Below are 16,650 nucleotides of genomic sequence, written 5' to 3'. Positions count from 1 at the left end.
GTGGTTCAGTAAGTCTCCAGATGCAGCCGCCCCTCCCGCTTCAGCTTCATCCATAACGCTTCCCAATCGAGTTGGTGCTGCTCGCCAATTTCCTTGAGTGCCTGCAACACGCCATCTTCCATACCCTTCAATCCGCACACGTAGATATGCGTGTTGTCGTCCTTGAGCATGTGCGCGACGTCGACCGCGCGCTCACGCATGACATCCTGCACGTAGCGCCTGGGCTGACCCGGCGTGCGCGAAAACGCCAGATTCGTGTCGATGAAATCCTTGGGCAGATTCGTCAGTGGCCCAAAGTACGGCAACTCTTCTTTCGTGCGTGCGCCGAAGAACAACATCAGCTTGCCGGTCGCGCCTTTCAGACGACGCCGCCTGCGATACTCGGTCATCGCGCGCATCGGCGCAGAACCCGTGCCCGTGCAAATCATCAGCAAATGCGAGTTCGGATGATTCGGCATCAGGAAGGTACCGCCGAACGGGCCGATCACGCTCACGACGTCACCCTTCTTCAGATCGCACAGATAATTCGAGCAGACACCATCGAGTGCATCGCCGTGCTGCTGGGAAACGCGTTTCACGGTGAGAGAAACGTTGTTATAGCCGGGCCGTTCGCCGTCGCGCGGGCTCGCAATCGAATACTGTCGTGCGTGATGTGTGCGGCCATCCGCGGTCGCTCCCGGCGGCAGGATACCGATCGACTGTCCCTCCAGCACAGGAAAAGGCATCGAACCGAAATCGAACACGATGTGGTGGATATCGCTATCGGTCGAGCCGTCGGTGAGCCGGTAGTTGCCGACCACCGTCGCGGTAGTTGGCTCCTTGTGCGTATAGAGATTCACGTACGGCTTCGCAGCGGACCACGGCGGCACGACCGACCCGCGCACGGTATCGACTTCAATACCGCTCGCGTCCGCCGGTGTCTCGCCTGACGATCCCGTCGCTGCATCTTCCGCTGCCGGCACGGCCATTGTGTTCTGCTCAGGCAACACGTCCCATTTGAACTGCTCGCCGATGGGATATGCATCGGCTTTCAGCACCGTGCGCCAGTTATCAATCGCACCGGTCGGACATGGTGGCACGCACGCCATGCAACCGTTGCAGACATCCGCCTTGACCACATAATTGTTCTCGTCGTGCGTGATCGCATCGACCGGGCAAGTCTCTTCGCAGGTATTGCAGCGAATGCAGATTTCCGGATCGATCAGATGCTGCCTGAGAACTTCGATCGATACTGGGCCGTTCATGACTTCCTCCACCCTATATTCGTGCGAATACGACGTCGTACGCCACACGTCTTTAATCGCCTGCTCAGTTGAAGCGCACGTATTCGAAATCGACCGGCTGACGGTTCACGCCCATTGCCGGCGGCGCAATCCAGTTCGCGAACTTGCCGGGTTCGGCGACACGGCCCATCAGCGAAGCGACATAGGCACGGTCTTCCGGTGTGGCGAGCCACTTCGCTTCATTGGCGGCCCATTCGGTCCCGCCGATCACGCGGCCATCCGGCGATACACGGGTGTTCGCGAAGGTGCCGATCTGGCGATTGAACGCTTTGTGAGGCACCGTCATACGGAAATCGATGCCGGCTTTTTCGAGCACCTTGTTCCAGCGGCCAACGCCCGCCACCGAATCTTTAATATAGTCGTCGCGCAGCACTTCATTCATCGCGTTGAGCATCGGCACTTCGCGCTCGACCAGCTTGCCGTCCTGCACATCGAGCAGTTTGTAGTTTTGACCGTTCAATTGATGATCGTCGTCACGCTTGTTCTCCTCGTAGCGACCCTTCAGGCCCGAGCTATAGAACGTGGCCGCATTCGAGGAATGATCGGCGCCGAACAGATCGATCGTCACCGAGTAATGGAAGTTCAGATAACGCTGGATTGTCGGCAGATCGATCACACCGGCTGCACGAATCTTTGCGACGTCATCCGTGCCCAGTTCGTTCATCACTTGCGCGGTGCGCTGAATCACACGCGACACCCCCGATTCGCCGACGAACATGTGATGCGCTTCTTCGGTCAGCATGAACTTCGTGGTGCGCGCCAGCGGATCGAAACCCGACTCGGCGAGTGCCGACAACTGGAACTTGCCGTCGCGGTCGGTAAAGTACGTGAACATGTAGAACGCGAGCCAGTCCGGCGTTTTCTCGTTGAAGGCGCCGAGAATGCGCGGATTGTCTTCGTCGCCCGAACGGCGGCCGAGCAGTGCTTCGGCTTCCTCACGTCCATCACGGCCGAAGTAGCGATGCAGCAGATACACCATCGCCCATAAATGGCGCCCTTCTTCCACGTTCACCTGAAACAGGTTGCGCAAGTCGTACATCGACGGCGCGGTCAGACCCAGATGCCGTTGCTGCTCGACCGAAGCCGGTTCTGTGTCGCCTTGCGTCACAATGATGCGGCGCAGATTCGCGCGATGCTCGCCGGGCACGTCCTGCCACGCAGCCTCTCCCTTGTGCTCACCGAAATGAATCTTGCGGTCCTGCTCGCCGGGCGTGAGGAAAATGCCCCAGCGATAGTCCGGCATCTTCACGTGATCGAAATGCGCCCAACCACCCGCATCGACGCTCACCGCCGTGCGCAGATACACGTCATAGCCGTGCGAGCCTTCCGGGCCCATATCGCCCCACCACGCCAGAAAATTCGGCTGCCATTGTTCGAGCGCGCGTTGCAGCGTGCGGTCGTCGGCGAGATTGACGTTGTTCGGAATCTTTTCGCTGTAGTTGATCGTTGACATGGTCGGTTCCTTGGTCGGAATACAGAGCTTGCGTATGGGATGCGCGTATCAGGCAGGCGGCGTTGCTTTCAGTTGCGTCGCGTCGAAAGGATCAAACGCGCGAGACGTCGAATTGCGCTTTGCTGCCCTTGCCGTACACCTTGAGTGCGCCCTTCTCGCCCACGGCGTTCGGCCGGTTGAAGATCCAGTTTTGCCAGGCGGTGAGACGCCCGAAAATACGCGTCTCCATCGTTTCCGGGCCGTTGAAGCGCAGATTCGCTTCCAGGCCGGTCAATGCATCCGGCGACATGGCCGCGCGTTCTTCGAGCGCGATGCGGATTTCGTCGGCCCAATCGATATCGTCGGGCGATGCGGTCACGAGACCCAGGCGTTCGGCTTCAACCGGTTTGATCGTCTGGCCGATCTTCGAGCGCACGGCGTCGAGCGGTTCGACTTCTTCATAGAAGCGGCGAGCGAGACGCGATTGATGCGTAACCATCGGATAGAGACCGAAGTTGACTTCCGACAGTGTGATCGCCGGTTCTTCGTCTTCGTTACTCGGCAGTGCCGCCATATAGCTGCGGTCGCAGGCGAACGCGAGTTCCGCAAAGGTGCCGGCAAAACACGAGCCCGGCTCGATCAGCGCGAACAACGAACGTGACGACACGTCAATGCGCGCCAGCGTACGGCGCAGCAAGCCGATGGTTTCGCGCACGAACCAGTGGTCCTTGTGCTGCATCAGGGTGGCGTCGGCGGCGAGCAGGTTACGGGCATCGCCTTCGGTCTTGAAGACCCAGGTGCCGACGTCGAGTTCGTTGGTGCGCATCGTGAGGATCGCGTCGTCGAGTTCGCGAGCAAACTGCAGCGGCCACCAGCTCGTGCCGGCCGCGACGATCGCGTCGATCCCCGTGGGCTGTTCGGCTTGCGGGGCTTTCGCGGTGAAGGTAGCAATGCGCTTCGCACGATCGATCGTGATATCGAGCGTTTTATAAGTCAGGCCGTCTTCGCGCTCAGTGCGTTCGATTCGCGTGAGCATGACGCCTTGTGCGTCCGCGGGACGATCGCTTTGCTCGGCGAGTTCGAGCGCGCGGGCCTGAATCGTCTGGTCGAACTGATTCGGCTTCACGACCTCATCCACAAGACGCCATGCTTTCGCCCGTTCGCCGCGAATGCCTTCAACCACCGTGCAGAAGATGTCCGCACGATCGTGGCGCACCTTACGTTTATCGGTAACACGCGTCAGGCCGCCCGTGCCCGGCAGCACACCTAACAGGGGCACTTCCGGCAACGAGACGGACGACGAGCGGTCATCCACCAGATAGATTTCGTCGCAAGCGAGCGCGAGTTCATAACCGCCGCCAGCGCATGCGCCGTTCACGGCAGCGAGAAACTTCAGACCTGAATGACGCGACGAGTCTTCGAGACCGTTGCGCGTTTCGTTGGTGAACTTGCAGAAGTTGACCTTCCACGCATGCGTGGACAGACCCAGCATGAAGATGTTCGCGCCCGAGCAGAACACGCGGTCCTTCAGGCTCGTCAGCACCACCGTTTTCACTTCGGGATGCTCGAAGCGGATGCGCTGTATCGCGTCGTGCAGTTCGATGTCGACGCCGAGGTCGTACGAATTCAGCTTCAGCTTGTAGCCGTCACGGATCCCGCCATCTTCGGCGATATCGATGCCGAGGGTCGCGACAGGGCCGTTGAAACTCAGCTTCCAATGCTTGTACTGCGAGGGATCGGTGCGGTAGTCGACCGGCGCGATTGCGGTTTCTGCTGTGGACATGGGGCGTCTCCTGACTGGACGATGCAAAACTTGTTTTTTGAACAATAGTGCATCTCCAAATCCATGTAAAGCACTTTAATGCATATTTGCTAGTAAACCCTGACGCCGCACTGCATTTCAGCTCACCCGTACTTCGTCCGGAGATTCCGCTGCGAGCCTTGCCGCAAGCCGGTCACGCAGCTGCAAATAGGCGTCGGCCAAGGTTTTCTCGCTAGTGTCGAAGGTCATGTCGGCACGGCCGTACAGTTCACTGCGCCCTGCCAGGATGCGTTTGAGGTCGTCCATCGCCTCCTTGTTGCCGGACATCGGCCGCAGATCGCCTTGCGCGACGACACGGCGCATATGCTCTTCCGGCGTGGCCTGCAACCACACGGTGAAACAGTGCGACAGCAGCGCGTTAAAGGTGCCCGACTCCGACACCAGTCCGCCCGGCGACGCGATCACCGCGCGCTCGTGCTCCTGAATCACCGCCTCGAGCGCGCGGTGTTCATAGCGCCGGTAAGCGCTCGCACCATAGAGGGAGTGAATCTCCGACGGCGGGCAGCCGGCGAGTTGTTCGATCACGCGCGTGAGTTCGACGAATGGCACCTTGCGCTCCTGCGCCAGCATCCGCCCGAAGGTTGACTTGCCTGCCCCGCGCAGGCCAATCAGCGCGATCCGGTCCTTGCGATGCGGGTCGCGCGGCGCTTGCGCGAACATTTCGGCGAGCGCCACACGGGCACGCTGTAACGCCGCCTGGTCACGCCCTTGCAGCAGTTCGCGGATCAGCAGCCATTCGGCGGAAGCGGTGGTTTCGTCGCCGATCACTTCGGCCAGCGGGCAGTTCAGCGTCGCCGCGATCTGCCGCAATACCAGTACCGACGCATTCCCCACGCCCGATTCCAGATTCGCCAGATGACGCTCCGACAAGCCGGTTTCAGTCGCCAGCGTCTTGCGCGTCATGCCGCGGCGCGCGCGCAGCAGACGCACGCGATCGCCCATTGCCGTCAGGAAAGGATCGCGCTCCTCTCGCTCGCCGCCGCGCTCAGCACCGCTGTCCGCCCCGGGGCTGGCCCGGCCCGCACGGCTTGCGTCCTCATCGGCAGGGTCGTCCAGCGGCGCGGAAGAGTAATTTTGGTTCATGTTTAACTGCCTTTTGACTGCGTTAAATGTACTATAGTGCTTGACACGCACTGAGTGAACGGTTAATTTTCGCCAAATATTGATCCAATAACAAACGCTGTCGAGATTTTTCGGCGGCATCACGGAAAAGGCGCGCAACACGCATGAATTAAGGTGCGTGAGCGCGCTGATCTGGAGGCTCACATGTCCCCACATGAGTTTCAATGCCTGATTGCGGGCGTGACAGAGCAACTCGCCAGTCGGCCGCTCGACGGCACGCTGGCCACGTGGCTCAACGATACCTATCCCGCGGATGGCACGACCTTCCGCGATCTCACCGATGCCTGCCGCACCGGCGTGACCGAAGGCTGGCTGTGCAACCGCGAAGGCGGTGGCATCCGCTATGGCCGGATCTTCAAGGCACTGCCGGATACCCACGGCTTTTCCGTCGACGTGGTCGATATGAAGGATATTGCCGGTCCGCATCACGTTCACCCGAACGGCGAAATCGATCTGATCATGCCACTCACCGAAGGCGCCACCTTCGACGGTCATCCGGCCGGCTGGTGCGTGTACGGCCCCGGCAGCGCGCATCGTCCGACCGTCGCGAATGGCCAGGCGCTGGTGCTGTATCTGCTGCCGCAAGGCGCGATCGAATTCACCGTCACCCCACCTTCCGCCTGAGCTTCGCCATGACTGAACTATTGAAAAACTACGTTGCCGGCCAGTGGATCGCAGGCGGCGGAGAAGGCGTGACGCTAACCGATCCGATCACCGGTGAAGCGCTCGTGCGCGTGTCGAGCCAAGGTCTGGATCTCGCTCACGCATTCGGTTTCGCCCGAGAAGACGGCGGCGCAGCTTTACGTGAGTTGACCTATGCGCAGCGCGCCGCCCGTCTTGCCGAGATCGTGAAACTGTTGCAAGCGAGGCGCGACGACTACTATGCGATCGCGACCGCGAACTCGGGCACGACGCGCAATGATTCGGCGGTCGACATCGACGGTGGAATCTTCACGCTGTCGTACTACGCGAAACTCGGTGTGTCGCTCGGCGACGTGCATGCGCTGCGCGACGGCAACGCCGCATCGCTGAGCAAAGACCAATCGTTCTCCGTGCAGCATGTGTTGACGCCAACGCGCGGCGTCGCGCTCTTCATCAACGCGTTCAATTTTCCGTCGTGGGGCTTGTGGGAGAAAGCAGCGCCCGCGTTGTTGTCCGGCGTGCCTGTCATCATCAAGCCCGCTACGGCGACAGCATGGCTCACGCAAAAAATGGTTGCCGATGTGGTCGACGCAGGCATTCTGCCGCCCGGCGCATTGTCAGTCATCTGCGGCGGTTCAGCGGGTCTGCTCGATCAGATTCAGGCATTCGACGTGGTGTCGTTCACCGGCTCCGCGCAAACCGCCACAACATTGCGCGCGCACCCGGCTTTCGTCGAGCGCGGTGCGCGCCTGAATGTCGAGGCCGACAGCCTCAACAGCGCCATTCTCTGTGCCGATGCAACACCCGATACGCCAGCCTTCGAATTGTTCATCAAGGAGGTAGTACGGGAAATGACCGTGAAGTCCGGTCAGAAATGCACGGCGATCCGGCGCGCGTTCGTGCCGGAAGCAACGCTCGAAGCGGTCCTGGATGCACTCAAAGCAAAGCTCGCGAAAATAAGCGTCGGCAATCCGCGCAACGACGCGGTGCGGATGGGCTCGCTCGTGAGCCGCGAGCAGTACGAGAACGTGCTGGCCGGCATCGCCGCGTTGCGCGAGGAAGCCGTGCTCGCGTACGACGGTTCGGCTGCACCGCTGATCGATGCGGACGCATCGATTGCGGCCTGCGTCGCGCCGCATCTGTTCGTCGTCAACGATCCCGATCGCGCAACACTGCTGCACGATGTCGAAGTGTTCGGACCGGTGGCAACCGTGGCGCCCTATCGCGTCGCCGCCGCGGCAAGCGGTGCCCTTCCCGAAGCGCACGCCGTCGCACTCGCGCGACGCGGCCAGGGTTCGCTCGTCGCGTCGATCTATTCGAACGACGACGCGCATCTCGGCCGCCTCGCGCTGGAACTCGCCGATTCGCATGGGCGTGTGCACGCGATCTCGCCCTCAGTCCAGCAGAGTCAAACCGGCCACGGCAACGTGATGCCGATGTCGCTGCATGGCGGACCGGGCCGCGCAGGCGGCGGAGAAGAACTCGGCGGCCTGCGTGCCCTGGGTTTCTATCACAGACGCTCGGCCATTCAGGCATCGAGCGCGGCGATCGACGCATTGACGCAAACCACGCATTTGCCGGCAGCGTAACGGCGCAAGACAGGCATCAAGCAATGAGGTAGCAAGCATCGAGCGGATCACGAGCACATAACCGCCGGACCGCCCCCACCCGATGGAGGAGACATATGGAAACCCTGCTGGAACCGGCTGCGAGTCAGCCCGCCGCGACGGTCGAACCGCCGCCCGCGGTATTTAACTTCGCGGCCTACCTGTTCCGATTGAACGAATCGCGCGCCGCCAAGACCGCTTATATCGACGATACCGGCACCACCACTTACGGCGAACTCGAAGAGCGGGCCCGGCGTTTCGCAAGCGCATTGCGCGCCCTCGGCGTGCATCCGGAAGAACGCGTGCTGCTGGTGATGCTCGATACCGTCGAGCTGCCGGTCGCCTTTCTCGGCGCGCTCTATGCGGGCGTCGTGCCGGTCGTTGCGAACACGCTGCTCACCGCCGCCGACTATGTGTACATGCTGACGCACAGCCACGCGCGCGCCGTGATCGCATCGGGTGCCTTGCTGCCGAATGTCACGCAGGCGATGGATACCGCCGAACACGACGGTTGCCAGTTGATCGTTTCGCAGCCGCCCGAAAACGAGCCCTTAATCGCGCCGCTACTCAAGGATCTGATCGACGCGGCCACGCCGGCCATCAAGGCGCCCACGACAGGTTGCGACGATATCGCGTTCTGGCTGTATTCGTCAGGGTCGACCGGCAAACCGAAAGGCACCGTCCACACGCACGCGAATCTGTACTGGACGGCTGAGCTGTACGCGAAGCCGATTCTTGGCATCGTCGAAAGCGACGTGGTTTTCTCGGCGGCCAAATTGTTCTTTGCGTATGGTCTGGGCAACGGTCTGACGTTCCCGCTTTCGGTCGGCGCCACAGCCGTATTGATGGCCGAACGTCCCACCGCCGAGGCCATTTTCACGCGCCTCGTGCGGCATCGCCCGACCATTTTCTACGGCGTGCCGACGCTGTACGCGAGCATGCTCGTGTGCCCTAACCTGCCCGCGCGCGCCGATGTCGCGATGCGCGTGTGCACGTCGGCGGGCGAAGCGCTGCCACGCGAAATTGGCGAGCGCTTCACAGCACACTTCGGCTGTGAGATTCTCGACGGTATCGGCTCGACCGAAATGCTGCATATCTTCCTGTCGAATCGTGCGGGCGCGGTCGAATACGGCACCACGGGCCGTCCGGTGCCCGGCTATGAAATCGAACTGCGCGACGAAGCGGGCCATGCGGTGCCTGATGGCGAAGTAGGCGATCTGTATATCAAGGGGCCGAGTGCCGCACTGATGTACTGGAGCAATCGCGAGAAGTCGCGTGCGACGTTCCTCGGAGAGTGGATTCGCAGTGGCGATAAATACTGCCGCCTCGCGAACGGCTGCTACGTGTACGCGGGCCGTAGCGACGACATGTTGAAAGTGAGCGGCCAGTACGTATCGCCCGTCGAAGTGGAAATGGTCCTGGTGCAGCATGATGCGGTGCTGGAAGCCGCGGTGGTCGGCGTAGATCACGGCGGCCTCGTGAAAACCCGCGCATTCGTGGTGTTGAAGCGCGAATTCGCGCCGTCTGAGATACTCGTGGATGAGTTGAAGGCTTTCGTCAAGGAGCGGCTCGCGCCGCATAAGTATCCTCGCGATATTTTATTCGTCGACGATTTGCCGAAAACGGCTACCGGCAAGATCCAACGCTTCAAACTGCGCGAACAGTCATAAGGTGATCCATGCAGAACCCCGCAAGCTCAACCATTGTTAGCGACTTCGCTGAGTTGCCTGCCACGGCATCGCATGGGCCTTTGCGGATCGAATATCGTTGGGTGAATGAGGCGGCAGGCGATGCACCCATTGCCGTCTTCCTGCACGAAGGACTCGGCTCGATTGCAATGTGGCGCGACTGGCCGCAAGTCTTGTGCGAGCGGCTCGGCATACGTGGCCTCGTGTATTCGCGGCCCGGTTATGGACTCTCCACACCGCGCGAACACGACGTCAAATGGCCAGTCGATTTCATGACGGAGCAAGCACGCGATATCCTGCCCGCCTTGCTCGACGCGCTCGATATCGGCATGCAGGAGCGCAGACTCATGTGGGTGGTCGGCCATAGCGACGGCGGCTCAATTGCGCTGCTGTACGCGGCGATGCATCCAGATGAATTGGCCGGCGCGGTAGCAATCGCACCGCATGTATTCGTCGAAGACATCTCGGTGGAAAGCATCGCGCAGACCAAAGAACTCTACGAAACCACGGATCTGCGCAGCAAGCTCAGTCGCTATCACGCTGACGTCGATTCCGCGTTTTATGGCTGGAACGATATCTGGTTGAATCCGGCGTTCAGGGAATGGAACATCGCTAGTGAACTGGCCGCCATCAAGCAACCTCTGCTTGCGGTGCAAGGCCACGACGATAACTACGGCACGATGGCGCAGATCGATACGATCGCCGAGCGAGTGCCTCATGCGCAATTGGTCAAACTCGATGCTTGCAGACACTCGCCGCATCGCGATGCGCCGGACGCGTTGAACGAGGCGATTGCGGCGTTTATCTCGCGGCAGCGTTGAACATCATCGCGGTACGCTCTCCCGCCGGTGTGCACCGGCTATCGCGTTTTCCATAGCCGGCAAATCGTAGCGATCCACGATTAAGGATCGAGGGCCGGCAGATTCCTCACTATTTCTCACCGAATCTTCACAAAACTTACACAGGTCGGCGATTATTCTTCTGCATCGTTGACCCGGGCACGCGAATGCCCTGGCGCTCACTCCCCCGTGCCGGAGGCATTCCATGTCCGTTGTGTCGAAGCCGACTGTTGCCTTACATCGCAAACGTTTGGCAGGCGCACTGATTGCCATGTCGCTGTGCGGATTGCTCGGCGCCTGCGGCAACGACGACGACAAAGCGCCGGACACGAACGCAGTGAGTTCTACCAATAGTGCCGGTGATGACAACGGCGCTTCACAGGTCTTGGCAGCGAGCCCGTCTTCCGCCTCACCCGCCTCACCCGCCTCACCCGCACTCACGATTCAAACCCCAGCGCTGCCCGCATCAAGCGCCGACACGGCTCTGTCCGCTGCCGCATCGACGCCGCTCGCCACACCCGTCATCCACACCGTAGATTGAGTTCCGCGCCCCACGCGATGCGCGGCTCATGTTAGCGCGCCGCGTGGTTCGTTCCTCTTATGAAGATCGAAAGCCAAAACCATGACTTCAAAAAATCGCCGTGAATTTCTGCGCTCCGCCGCGCACGCCGCCGGATCCGCCACCGCGTTGAGCATGTTGCCGCTGGGCATTCGCAACGCTCTCGCGATTCCCGCCAACAACAAGACCGGCAGCATTCGCGACGTCGAGCACATCATCGTGCTGATGCAGGAAAACCGCTCGTTCGATCACTACTTCGGCACGCTCAAGGGCGTACGTGGTTTCGGCGACACGCGCGCGATCAATCTGCCCAACGGGAAGCCGGTGTGGTATCAGCCGCTCGCCGCGGATGTCGGTTATGTGTTGCCGTTCCGCCCCAGCGCGCCGAACCTCGGTCTGCAGTTCCTGCAGGACCTCGCGCACGACTGGACCAGCACGCACGCAGCATGGAACGGCGGCCGCTACGATCAATGGGTGCCGTCCAAGGGCACCACGACGATGGCTTACCTCACGCGCGACGACATTCCGTTCCACTATCAACTTGCCGACGCGTTCACGATCTGCGACGCGTACCACTGCTCGCTGATGGGCCCGACCGACCCGAACCGCTACTACATGTGGAGCGGATGGGTCGGCAACGACGGCAACGGTGGCGGCCCGGTGATCGATAACTCGGAGCTCGGCTACGGCTGGTCCACGTATCCGGAAGTGCTGCAGAACGCCGGCATCACCTGGAAGATCTATCAGGACATCGGCACCGGACTCAACTCAAACGGCTCGTGGGGCTGGACGCAGAACCCGTACATCGGCAACTACGGCGACAACTCGCTGCTCTACTTCAACCAGTACCGCAACGCGCAGCCGGGCAACCCGCTGTATGACAACGCCCGCACGGGCACCAACGCAGCCAATGGCGACGGTTACTTCGACATCCTCAAGCGCGACGTGCAGAACAATGCCTTGCCGCAAGTTTCGTGGATCGTCGCGCCGGAAGCGTATTCCGAGCACCCGAACTGGCCGTCCAACTATGGTGCGTGGTACGTCGATCAGGTCTTGCAGATTCTCACGTCGAATCCGGAGGTATGGAGCAAGACCGTGCTGCTGATCAATTACGACGAAAACGACGGCTTCTTCGATCACATGGCGCCGCCGTTCGCGCCGGCGTCGAGTGCAAACGGTTTGTCCACCGCCGACACCAGCAATGAAAACTATGCAGGCAACGGTAGTACGCCGGCGGGTCCGTACGGACTCGGTCCGCGCGTGCCGATGCTGGTGGTCTCGCCGTGGTCGAAAGGCGGCTACGTGTGCTCGGAACTGTTCGACCATACGTCGGTGATCCGCTTCATCGAAAAACGCTTCGGCGAGCAGCACAATCTCGGCGAATCGAACATCACGCCGTGGCGCCGCGCGGTGTGCGGCGATCTGATGTCGGCATTCAACTTCAGCACCCCGAACGACGCGTTTCCGACGCTGCCGAGCACGAGCGGCTATGTGCCGCCCGACCAGAGCCGCCATCCGGACTATGTCCCGCTGCCGCCGCTCCTGCAGGCTGTGCCGAAGCAGGAACCCGGCGTACGCCCGGCCCGCGCCCTCCCGTACGAGCTGTTCGTGCGCGTGCATGGTGAAGGCTCGGCCAACAAGCTGACGATGCGTTTCGTCAATTCGGGCCGCACGGGCGCCGTGTTTCTCGTCTATGCAGCGAATGGTCTCGCCGCGCCGCTTACGTATACGGTCGAAGCCGGCAAGCGGCTGCAGGATCAATTGCCATTGAATGTCGACGGTACGTACGATTACACGGTCTATGGCCCGAACGGTTTTCTGCGCCGCTTCGCGGGCAAGCCGGTTGCGAGAAGCTGGTGGCACGGCTCCGATATCGCGCGGCCGGAAGTCGCCGAAGGCTACGACGTCGCGAACGGCAACCTGCAATTGCGGTTGGAGAACGTGGGCAGCGCACGTTGCCAGTTCACCATCGTCAATGCCTATGATGCGAGCAACGTGGTCAAACATTCGGTGCGCGGTGGCGACACTGAACAGCTATACCTCGATCTGCGCAACGCCTATGGCTGGTACGACCTCGCAATTACCGTCGACACAGACCCGTCGTTCGCGCGACGTTTCGCCGGACACGTGGAAACCGGCAAGAGCAGCATGAGCGATCCGGCACTGGGCAGCTAAGTTTCCACTAAGCCTTTACCAAAAAGAAGCGGTCGCTGCGATAGAAAGCAACGGCCGCTTTTTCATGCGTACGCATCGCAACGCTTAAACCGTAGTCTCAAGCCGCTACAGCCGCCCTCGCCGAGGCGCGCTCACACATCTTCTCGTGAATCGCTTGCACAACGAACTCCGCATCGCGCGCGACACCGGAGAAGCGTCCTGAACCCCACGTATGCAGCCACGGCAGGCCGACGAAATACAAACCATCGTTCAATGTAATGCCGCGCGTATGCGCCGGATATCCCCGGCCATTGAACACGGGCGCGTCGAGCCAGCTGAAGTCCGGCGTGAAGCCGATGCACCAGATAATCGCCGAAATACTGCTAGCCTCCAGATCGAGCGTGGTACGTTCTTCGGCCGGCCGCCAGAGGGGTTCGTAGACCTCGCCCGCGGGTGCGTCGATGCCATGCTTTTCAATGAAGCCGTCGATGCTCGCATTGATCCGGTTATACGTATCGTCTGCGGCGTCGAGATTGACAGCGAGCGTCGGCGCGAAATGGAATTGCCCGTCGCGCAGATCGTCGAGCCTGCCGTACAACTCCATGCCTTCAGCAGCGAACTTGCGCAGGTCGATGTCGCGGCCGCCATCCCGGCCGGTCACATAGTGATTGGTGTTGTCACGTACGCCTTCGCGTAGCGGATGCTTTTCGACCGGCATGTCGTAGTACTGCATGTCGGCAAGCCAATCGACCACATCACGACCCCGATAGAAGCGCGCGCAGCGCGGTGCCTCGCCAACCGCGAGAACCACCTTGCGCCCCGCCAGATGCAAGTCCTCCGCGATCTGCGCGCCGGATTGCCCCGTGCCGACCACCATGACCGCGCCTTCAGGCAAGGCCTGTGGATTCCGATAAGCCGACGACTGCAACTGCACGATGCCTGCGGGCAAGCGCTCGGCGAGACGCGGCACGATAGGCGTGTGATAGCCGCCCGAAGCCACCACGACCTGCTCCGCCGTGAAATCGCCTTGCGTGGTCGCGATCGTATAGACCCCATCGTTGCGTTGCTTAACGCGCCTCACTTCCACATGCTCGATCACCGGCGCATCGACGTGCGCGATGAAGCCGTCGAGATAGTCGATGATCTCGTCTTTCTTCATGAACCCGTGCGGATCGTCGCCCCGGTATGGATAGCCCGGCAATGCGCATTGCCAGTTCGGCGTCACGAGACAGAAGGCGTCCCAACGTTGCTGGCGCCACGTATGCGTGATTGAGTTCTTTTCCACGACCAGATGGTCGATACCCGCCTGCTTGAGGAAATAGCTGACCGATAGGCCCGCCTGCCCGCCGCCGACGATGAGCACACTGTAATGCCCATCGGCACGCGCATGATGTGTTGGATTCGACATGATGCGTCCTCTGCAAAATAAGTGTCTAGATGAATTCGAGAACCTTGACGGTCGCCTCTGGGTGATCGCGAAAGCGCTCAGCATCGCGTTCGATCTGCGCAAGCTGGTCCATCGCCGCAGAGCAGGCAAAGCCGTATTTCTCGCGTACGCGTTCCGACGCGATACCTAACGCCTGCCGTGAACGTTCGACGAAATCGTCCAGCGCATAGGTCTCTCCAGGCTTGAAAAAATCGCCGATGACGAGCGACGGCGAATAACAGTTCGCTTCGTCGCCATCGGGCCACTGAATCCGAAAGTGCATGACAGGCATCGCAAATCCTCTATCAATCAATGAATAGCCGGCGTGCGCTTTGCAAGGAAGCGGCAAGTAAAGCAGCGTTTCGCCCGGCACGACCGGTGCAAAGGGCGTCACATCATGGCCGAGCGCAGTCAACGCCGTCGCCAGTTCGAGCGTATGCATCACGCCACCGCGCGGGTTGACTGAATGCGTCAGCAATGCGCTACGCAACCTGTTCACCGCGGACCGTCCGTCGCGATCATGAACGGCTCGCGATTGAAATCCCACAACACCGCAGTCTCTTCGTGCTGACGCAAAACCACTTCACGCGTTGCATCGACCGAACCAATCACCGCGCACGCGAGCGAACGCGAGTCAAACTGCGCCTGCACGGCTTCCACCTGTTCTTCCCGCACCGATAGCAGATAGCCGAAACTCGGAAACGCTGTGACCCAGCGCTCCAACGGAACATCTGCAGGCTTCGGAATACGATCGATATCTATCCGCGCGCCCACCCGCGAGCATTCGAGCAACATCAGCGCCGTGCCGAGCGTGCCGGCCATGCTGATGTCTTTCGCCGCGTCGCACAAGCCACCTTCCGCCAATTTCGGCAGCAGTTCCAGATCCGCTCCAAGGCGTCCAGACGGCGCGTCCACCGATGCATTCCAGAACGGATAAGGTTCCTCAAACCGGCCTCGCAAATCGACAGCCATCATCAGCCGGTCACCCGGTTTCGCGTTGAAACTCGAAAGCAGCGTCTTCGCTCGCCCCACAATCGACACCGCCAGTTGCGCTGCATTGCTGCGCGTATTCGTATGACCGCCGACAATCGGCACGCCATAAGCGACAGAGGCCGCCGCCATGCCTGCAAGCATGTCCCCGGCCGCGCCAATGCCCTCACTCCACAGCGCATCAACCACCGCAAGGGGCCGACCACCCATCGCGTAGATGTCGCTGACGTTGACCATCACACTGCTATAGCCGGCGAACCACGGCATCGCGCTCACGAAATCGCTGACCATGCCTTCGATTGCGAACAGTAGATAGCCATCGCCATCGGCGAGTGCCGCGCAGTCGTCGCCAAGTGCGACGGCCTGTGCGAGATCCTGCGCACCGCCAGGCAGATGCCGTGCGAGCGAGCTGACCACATCGGCGATATCAGTCTTGTGCCGAAACCCGCGGCTTTCGCGCAAGCTGGCAACGAGATCGGCCACGTTCATGCGGCTCTCCGTGCGGACTGAAGGCCATGTGGTTGCGTGTGAGTCACCAAGCCGCCATACGGCGTCACGCATGGCGGATACCAATCCAGCTGCGCCTGCATCAGATGATGAGGTCGCCCCAATAGCGTTTCTTTAGCAAGCACGTCCCAATGCATCGCGCAAAAGAGCGGCACGTTCTGGCTCTGCACATGCGCGAAAAAAGTCTCGCAGCCGAGCGCATGGGCGCTGCTCACCGCGAGACGAATCAGCGTAGCACCGATCTTGCCGTGACGGCGAAACGCCGCATGCACGGCAAGTCGCGAACCGAACCACACGTTGCCCTCATCGCGATGAATCCGCACAGTGCCGACCACCTGCTCCGGCATGCCGGCCACGCAACTGACTGCCACCAGTTGCTGCGCGTGTCGATCGATATCGTCGCGATCATCGCCGACAAAAATGCCCTGCTCAATGCAGAACACTGCGCGCCTCAACTTGTACGCTTCGTCGGCTTCCCAATCCAGGGTGGTCCATTTGATACGGAATTCGCTCGGCGTATACGGTGCAAAAACAACGTCGCCATCCAGTGCCTCGCCTGCAATCGCTTCCCCGAACATG

At 60.9% G+C, this 16,650-nt stretch carries 14 protein-coding genes and 1 pseudogene; 6 read left to right on the top strand and 9 right to left on the bottom strand.

The window, feature by feature from the left end; translation table 11 throughout:
• Positions 1-5: 5 nt before the first annotated feature.
• From boxA to ACUN0E_RS26450, 4 genes are all read right to left on the bottom strand, one after another.
• Positions 6-1,244 carry a benzoyl-CoA 2,3-epoxidase subunit BoxA gene (gene boxA / locus ACUN0E_RS26465; RefSeq protein WP_445568436.1) on the bottom strand — a complete coding sequence of 413 codons (1,239 nt, stop codon included), beginning with the start codon at positions 1,242-1,244 and terminating at the stop codon, positions 6-8.
• Positions 1,245-1,308: 64 nt separating this feature from the next.
• On the bottom strand, positions 1,309-2,736 hold the full coding sequence (boxB, locus tag ACUN0E_RS26460; RefSeq protein ID WP_445568435.1) for a benzoyl-CoA 2,3-epoxidase subunit BoxB: 1,428 nt from the start codon (positions 2,734-2,736) through the stop codon (positions 1,309-1,311).
• A 91-nt stretch (positions 2,737-2,827) separates the two neighbouring features.
• Entirely contained in the window at positions 2,828-4,498 is a 1,671-nt protein-coding gene (boxC, locus tag ACUN0E_RS26455; protein ID WP_445568434.1) for a 2,3-epoxybenzoyl-CoA dihydrolase, read from the bottom strand.
• 117 nt (positions 4,499-4,615) lie between these two features.
• The gene (locus tag ACUN0E_RS26450; protein ID WP_408228871.1) at positions 4,616-5,620 is read right to left on the bottom strand and encodes a helix-turn-helix transcriptional regulator; all 1,005 of its coding nucleotides are present in this window, start codon (positions 5,618-5,620) and stop codon (positions 4,616-4,618) included.
• Between the two features lie 183 nt (positions 5,621-5,803).
• Here ACUN0E_RS26450 and ACUN0E_RS26445 point away from each other — a divergent pair, with 183 nt between their 5' ends.
• The 6 genes from ACUN0E_RS26445 to ACUN0E_RS26420 all read left to right on the top strand — a co-directional run bounded on the left by ACUN0E_RS26445 (position 5,804) and on the right by ACUN0E_RS26420 (position 13,169).
• On the top strand, positions 5,804-6,283 hold the full coding sequence (locus ACUN0E_RS26445; protein WP_445568433.1) for a DUF4863 family protein: 480 nt from the start codon (positions 5,804-5,806) through the stop codon (positions 6,281-6,283).
• Positions 6,284-6,291: 8 nt separating this feature from the next.
• Complete coding sequence (locus tag ACUN0E_RS26440) at positions 6,292-7,890, top strand: 3,4-dehydroadipyl-CoA semialdehyde dehydrogenase (RefSeq protein ID WP_445568432.1); 1,599 nt, start codon at positions 6,292-6,294, stop codon at positions 7,888-7,890.
• Positions 7,891-7,985: 95 nt separating this feature from the next.
• Positions 7,986-9,578, top strand: coding sequence for a benzoate-CoA ligase family protein (locus ACUN0E_RS26435; protein ID WP_445568431.1), 1,593 nt, complete (start codon positions 7,986-7,988; stop codon positions 9,576-9,578).
• Between the two features lie 8 nt (positions 9,579-9,586).
• Positions 9,587-10,417, top strand: a complete 831-nt coding sequence (locus tag ACUN0E_RS26430) for an alpha/beta fold hydrolase (protein WP_445568430.1) — start codon at positions 9,587-9,589, stop codon at positions 10,415-10,417.
• Between the two features lie 223 nt (positions 10,418-10,640).
• The gene (locus tag ACUN0E_RS26425) at positions 10,641-10,976 is read left to right on the top strand and encodes a hypothetical protein (RefSeq protein WP_445568429.1); all 336 of its coding nucleotides are present in this window, start codon (positions 10,641-10,643) and stop codon (positions 10,974-10,976) included.
• Positions 10,977-11,057: 81 nt separating this feature from the next.
• Complete coding sequence (locus ACUN0E_RS26420; RefSeq protein WP_445568428.1) at positions 11,058-13,169, top strand: phosphocholine-specific phospholipase C; 2,112 nt, start codon at positions 11,058-11,060, stop codon at positions 13,167-13,169.
• 97 nt (positions 13,170-13,266) lie between these two features.
• Here ACUN0E_RS26420 and ACUN0E_RS26415 read toward each other — a convergent pair whose 3' ends face one another.
• The 5 genes and pseudogenes from ACUN0E_RS26415 to ACUN0E_RS26395 all read right to left on the bottom strand — a co-directional run bounded on the left by ACUN0E_RS26415 (position 13,267) and on the right by ACUN0E_RS26395 (position 16,649).
• On the bottom strand, positions 13,267-14,556 hold the full coding sequence (locus ACUN0E_RS26415) for an MSMEG_0569 family flavin-dependent oxidoreductase (RefSeq protein ID WP_445568427.1): 1,290 nt from the start codon (positions 14,554-14,556) through the stop codon (positions 13,267-13,269).
• A gap of 25 nt (positions 14,557-14,581) precedes the next feature.
• The gene (locus tag ACUN0E_RS26410; RefSeq protein ID WP_445570522.1) at positions 14,582-14,866 is read right to left on the bottom strand and encodes an MSMEG_0570 family nitrogen starvation response protein; all 285 of its coding nucleotides are present in this window, start codon (positions 14,864-14,866) and stop codon (positions 14,582-14,584) included.
• A 41-nt stretch (positions 14,867-14,907) separates the two neighbouring features.
• Positions 14,908-15,073 (bottom strand): annotated as a pseudogene (locus ACUN0E_RS26405) (MSMEG_0565 family glycosyltransferase); the annotation flags it as partial.
• Entirely contained in the window at positions 15,070-16,053 is a 984-nt protein-coding gene (locus ACUN0E_RS26400; RefSeq protein WP_445568425.1) for a sll0787 family AIR synthase-like protein, read from the bottom strand. The pseudogene ACUN0E_RS26405 and the gene ACUN0E_RS26400, both read right to left, overlap by 4 nt.
• On the bottom strand, positions 16,050-16,649 hold the full coding sequence (locus ACUN0E_RS26395) for an MSMEG_0567/Sll0786 family nitrogen starvation N-acetyltransferase (protein WP_445568424.1): 600 nt from the start codon (positions 16,647-16,649) through the stop codon (positions 16,050-16,052). The genes ACUN0E_RS26400 and ACUN0E_RS26395 overlap by 4 nt, the downstream gene beginning before the upstream one ends.
• Position 16,650: the final 1 nt, after the last annotated feature.

The organism is Paraburkholderia sp. D1E, from assembly GCF_052682275.1.
Note: the sequence above shows the minus strand (reverse complement) of the source record. Positions and strands in the feature narration are given on the sequence as shown.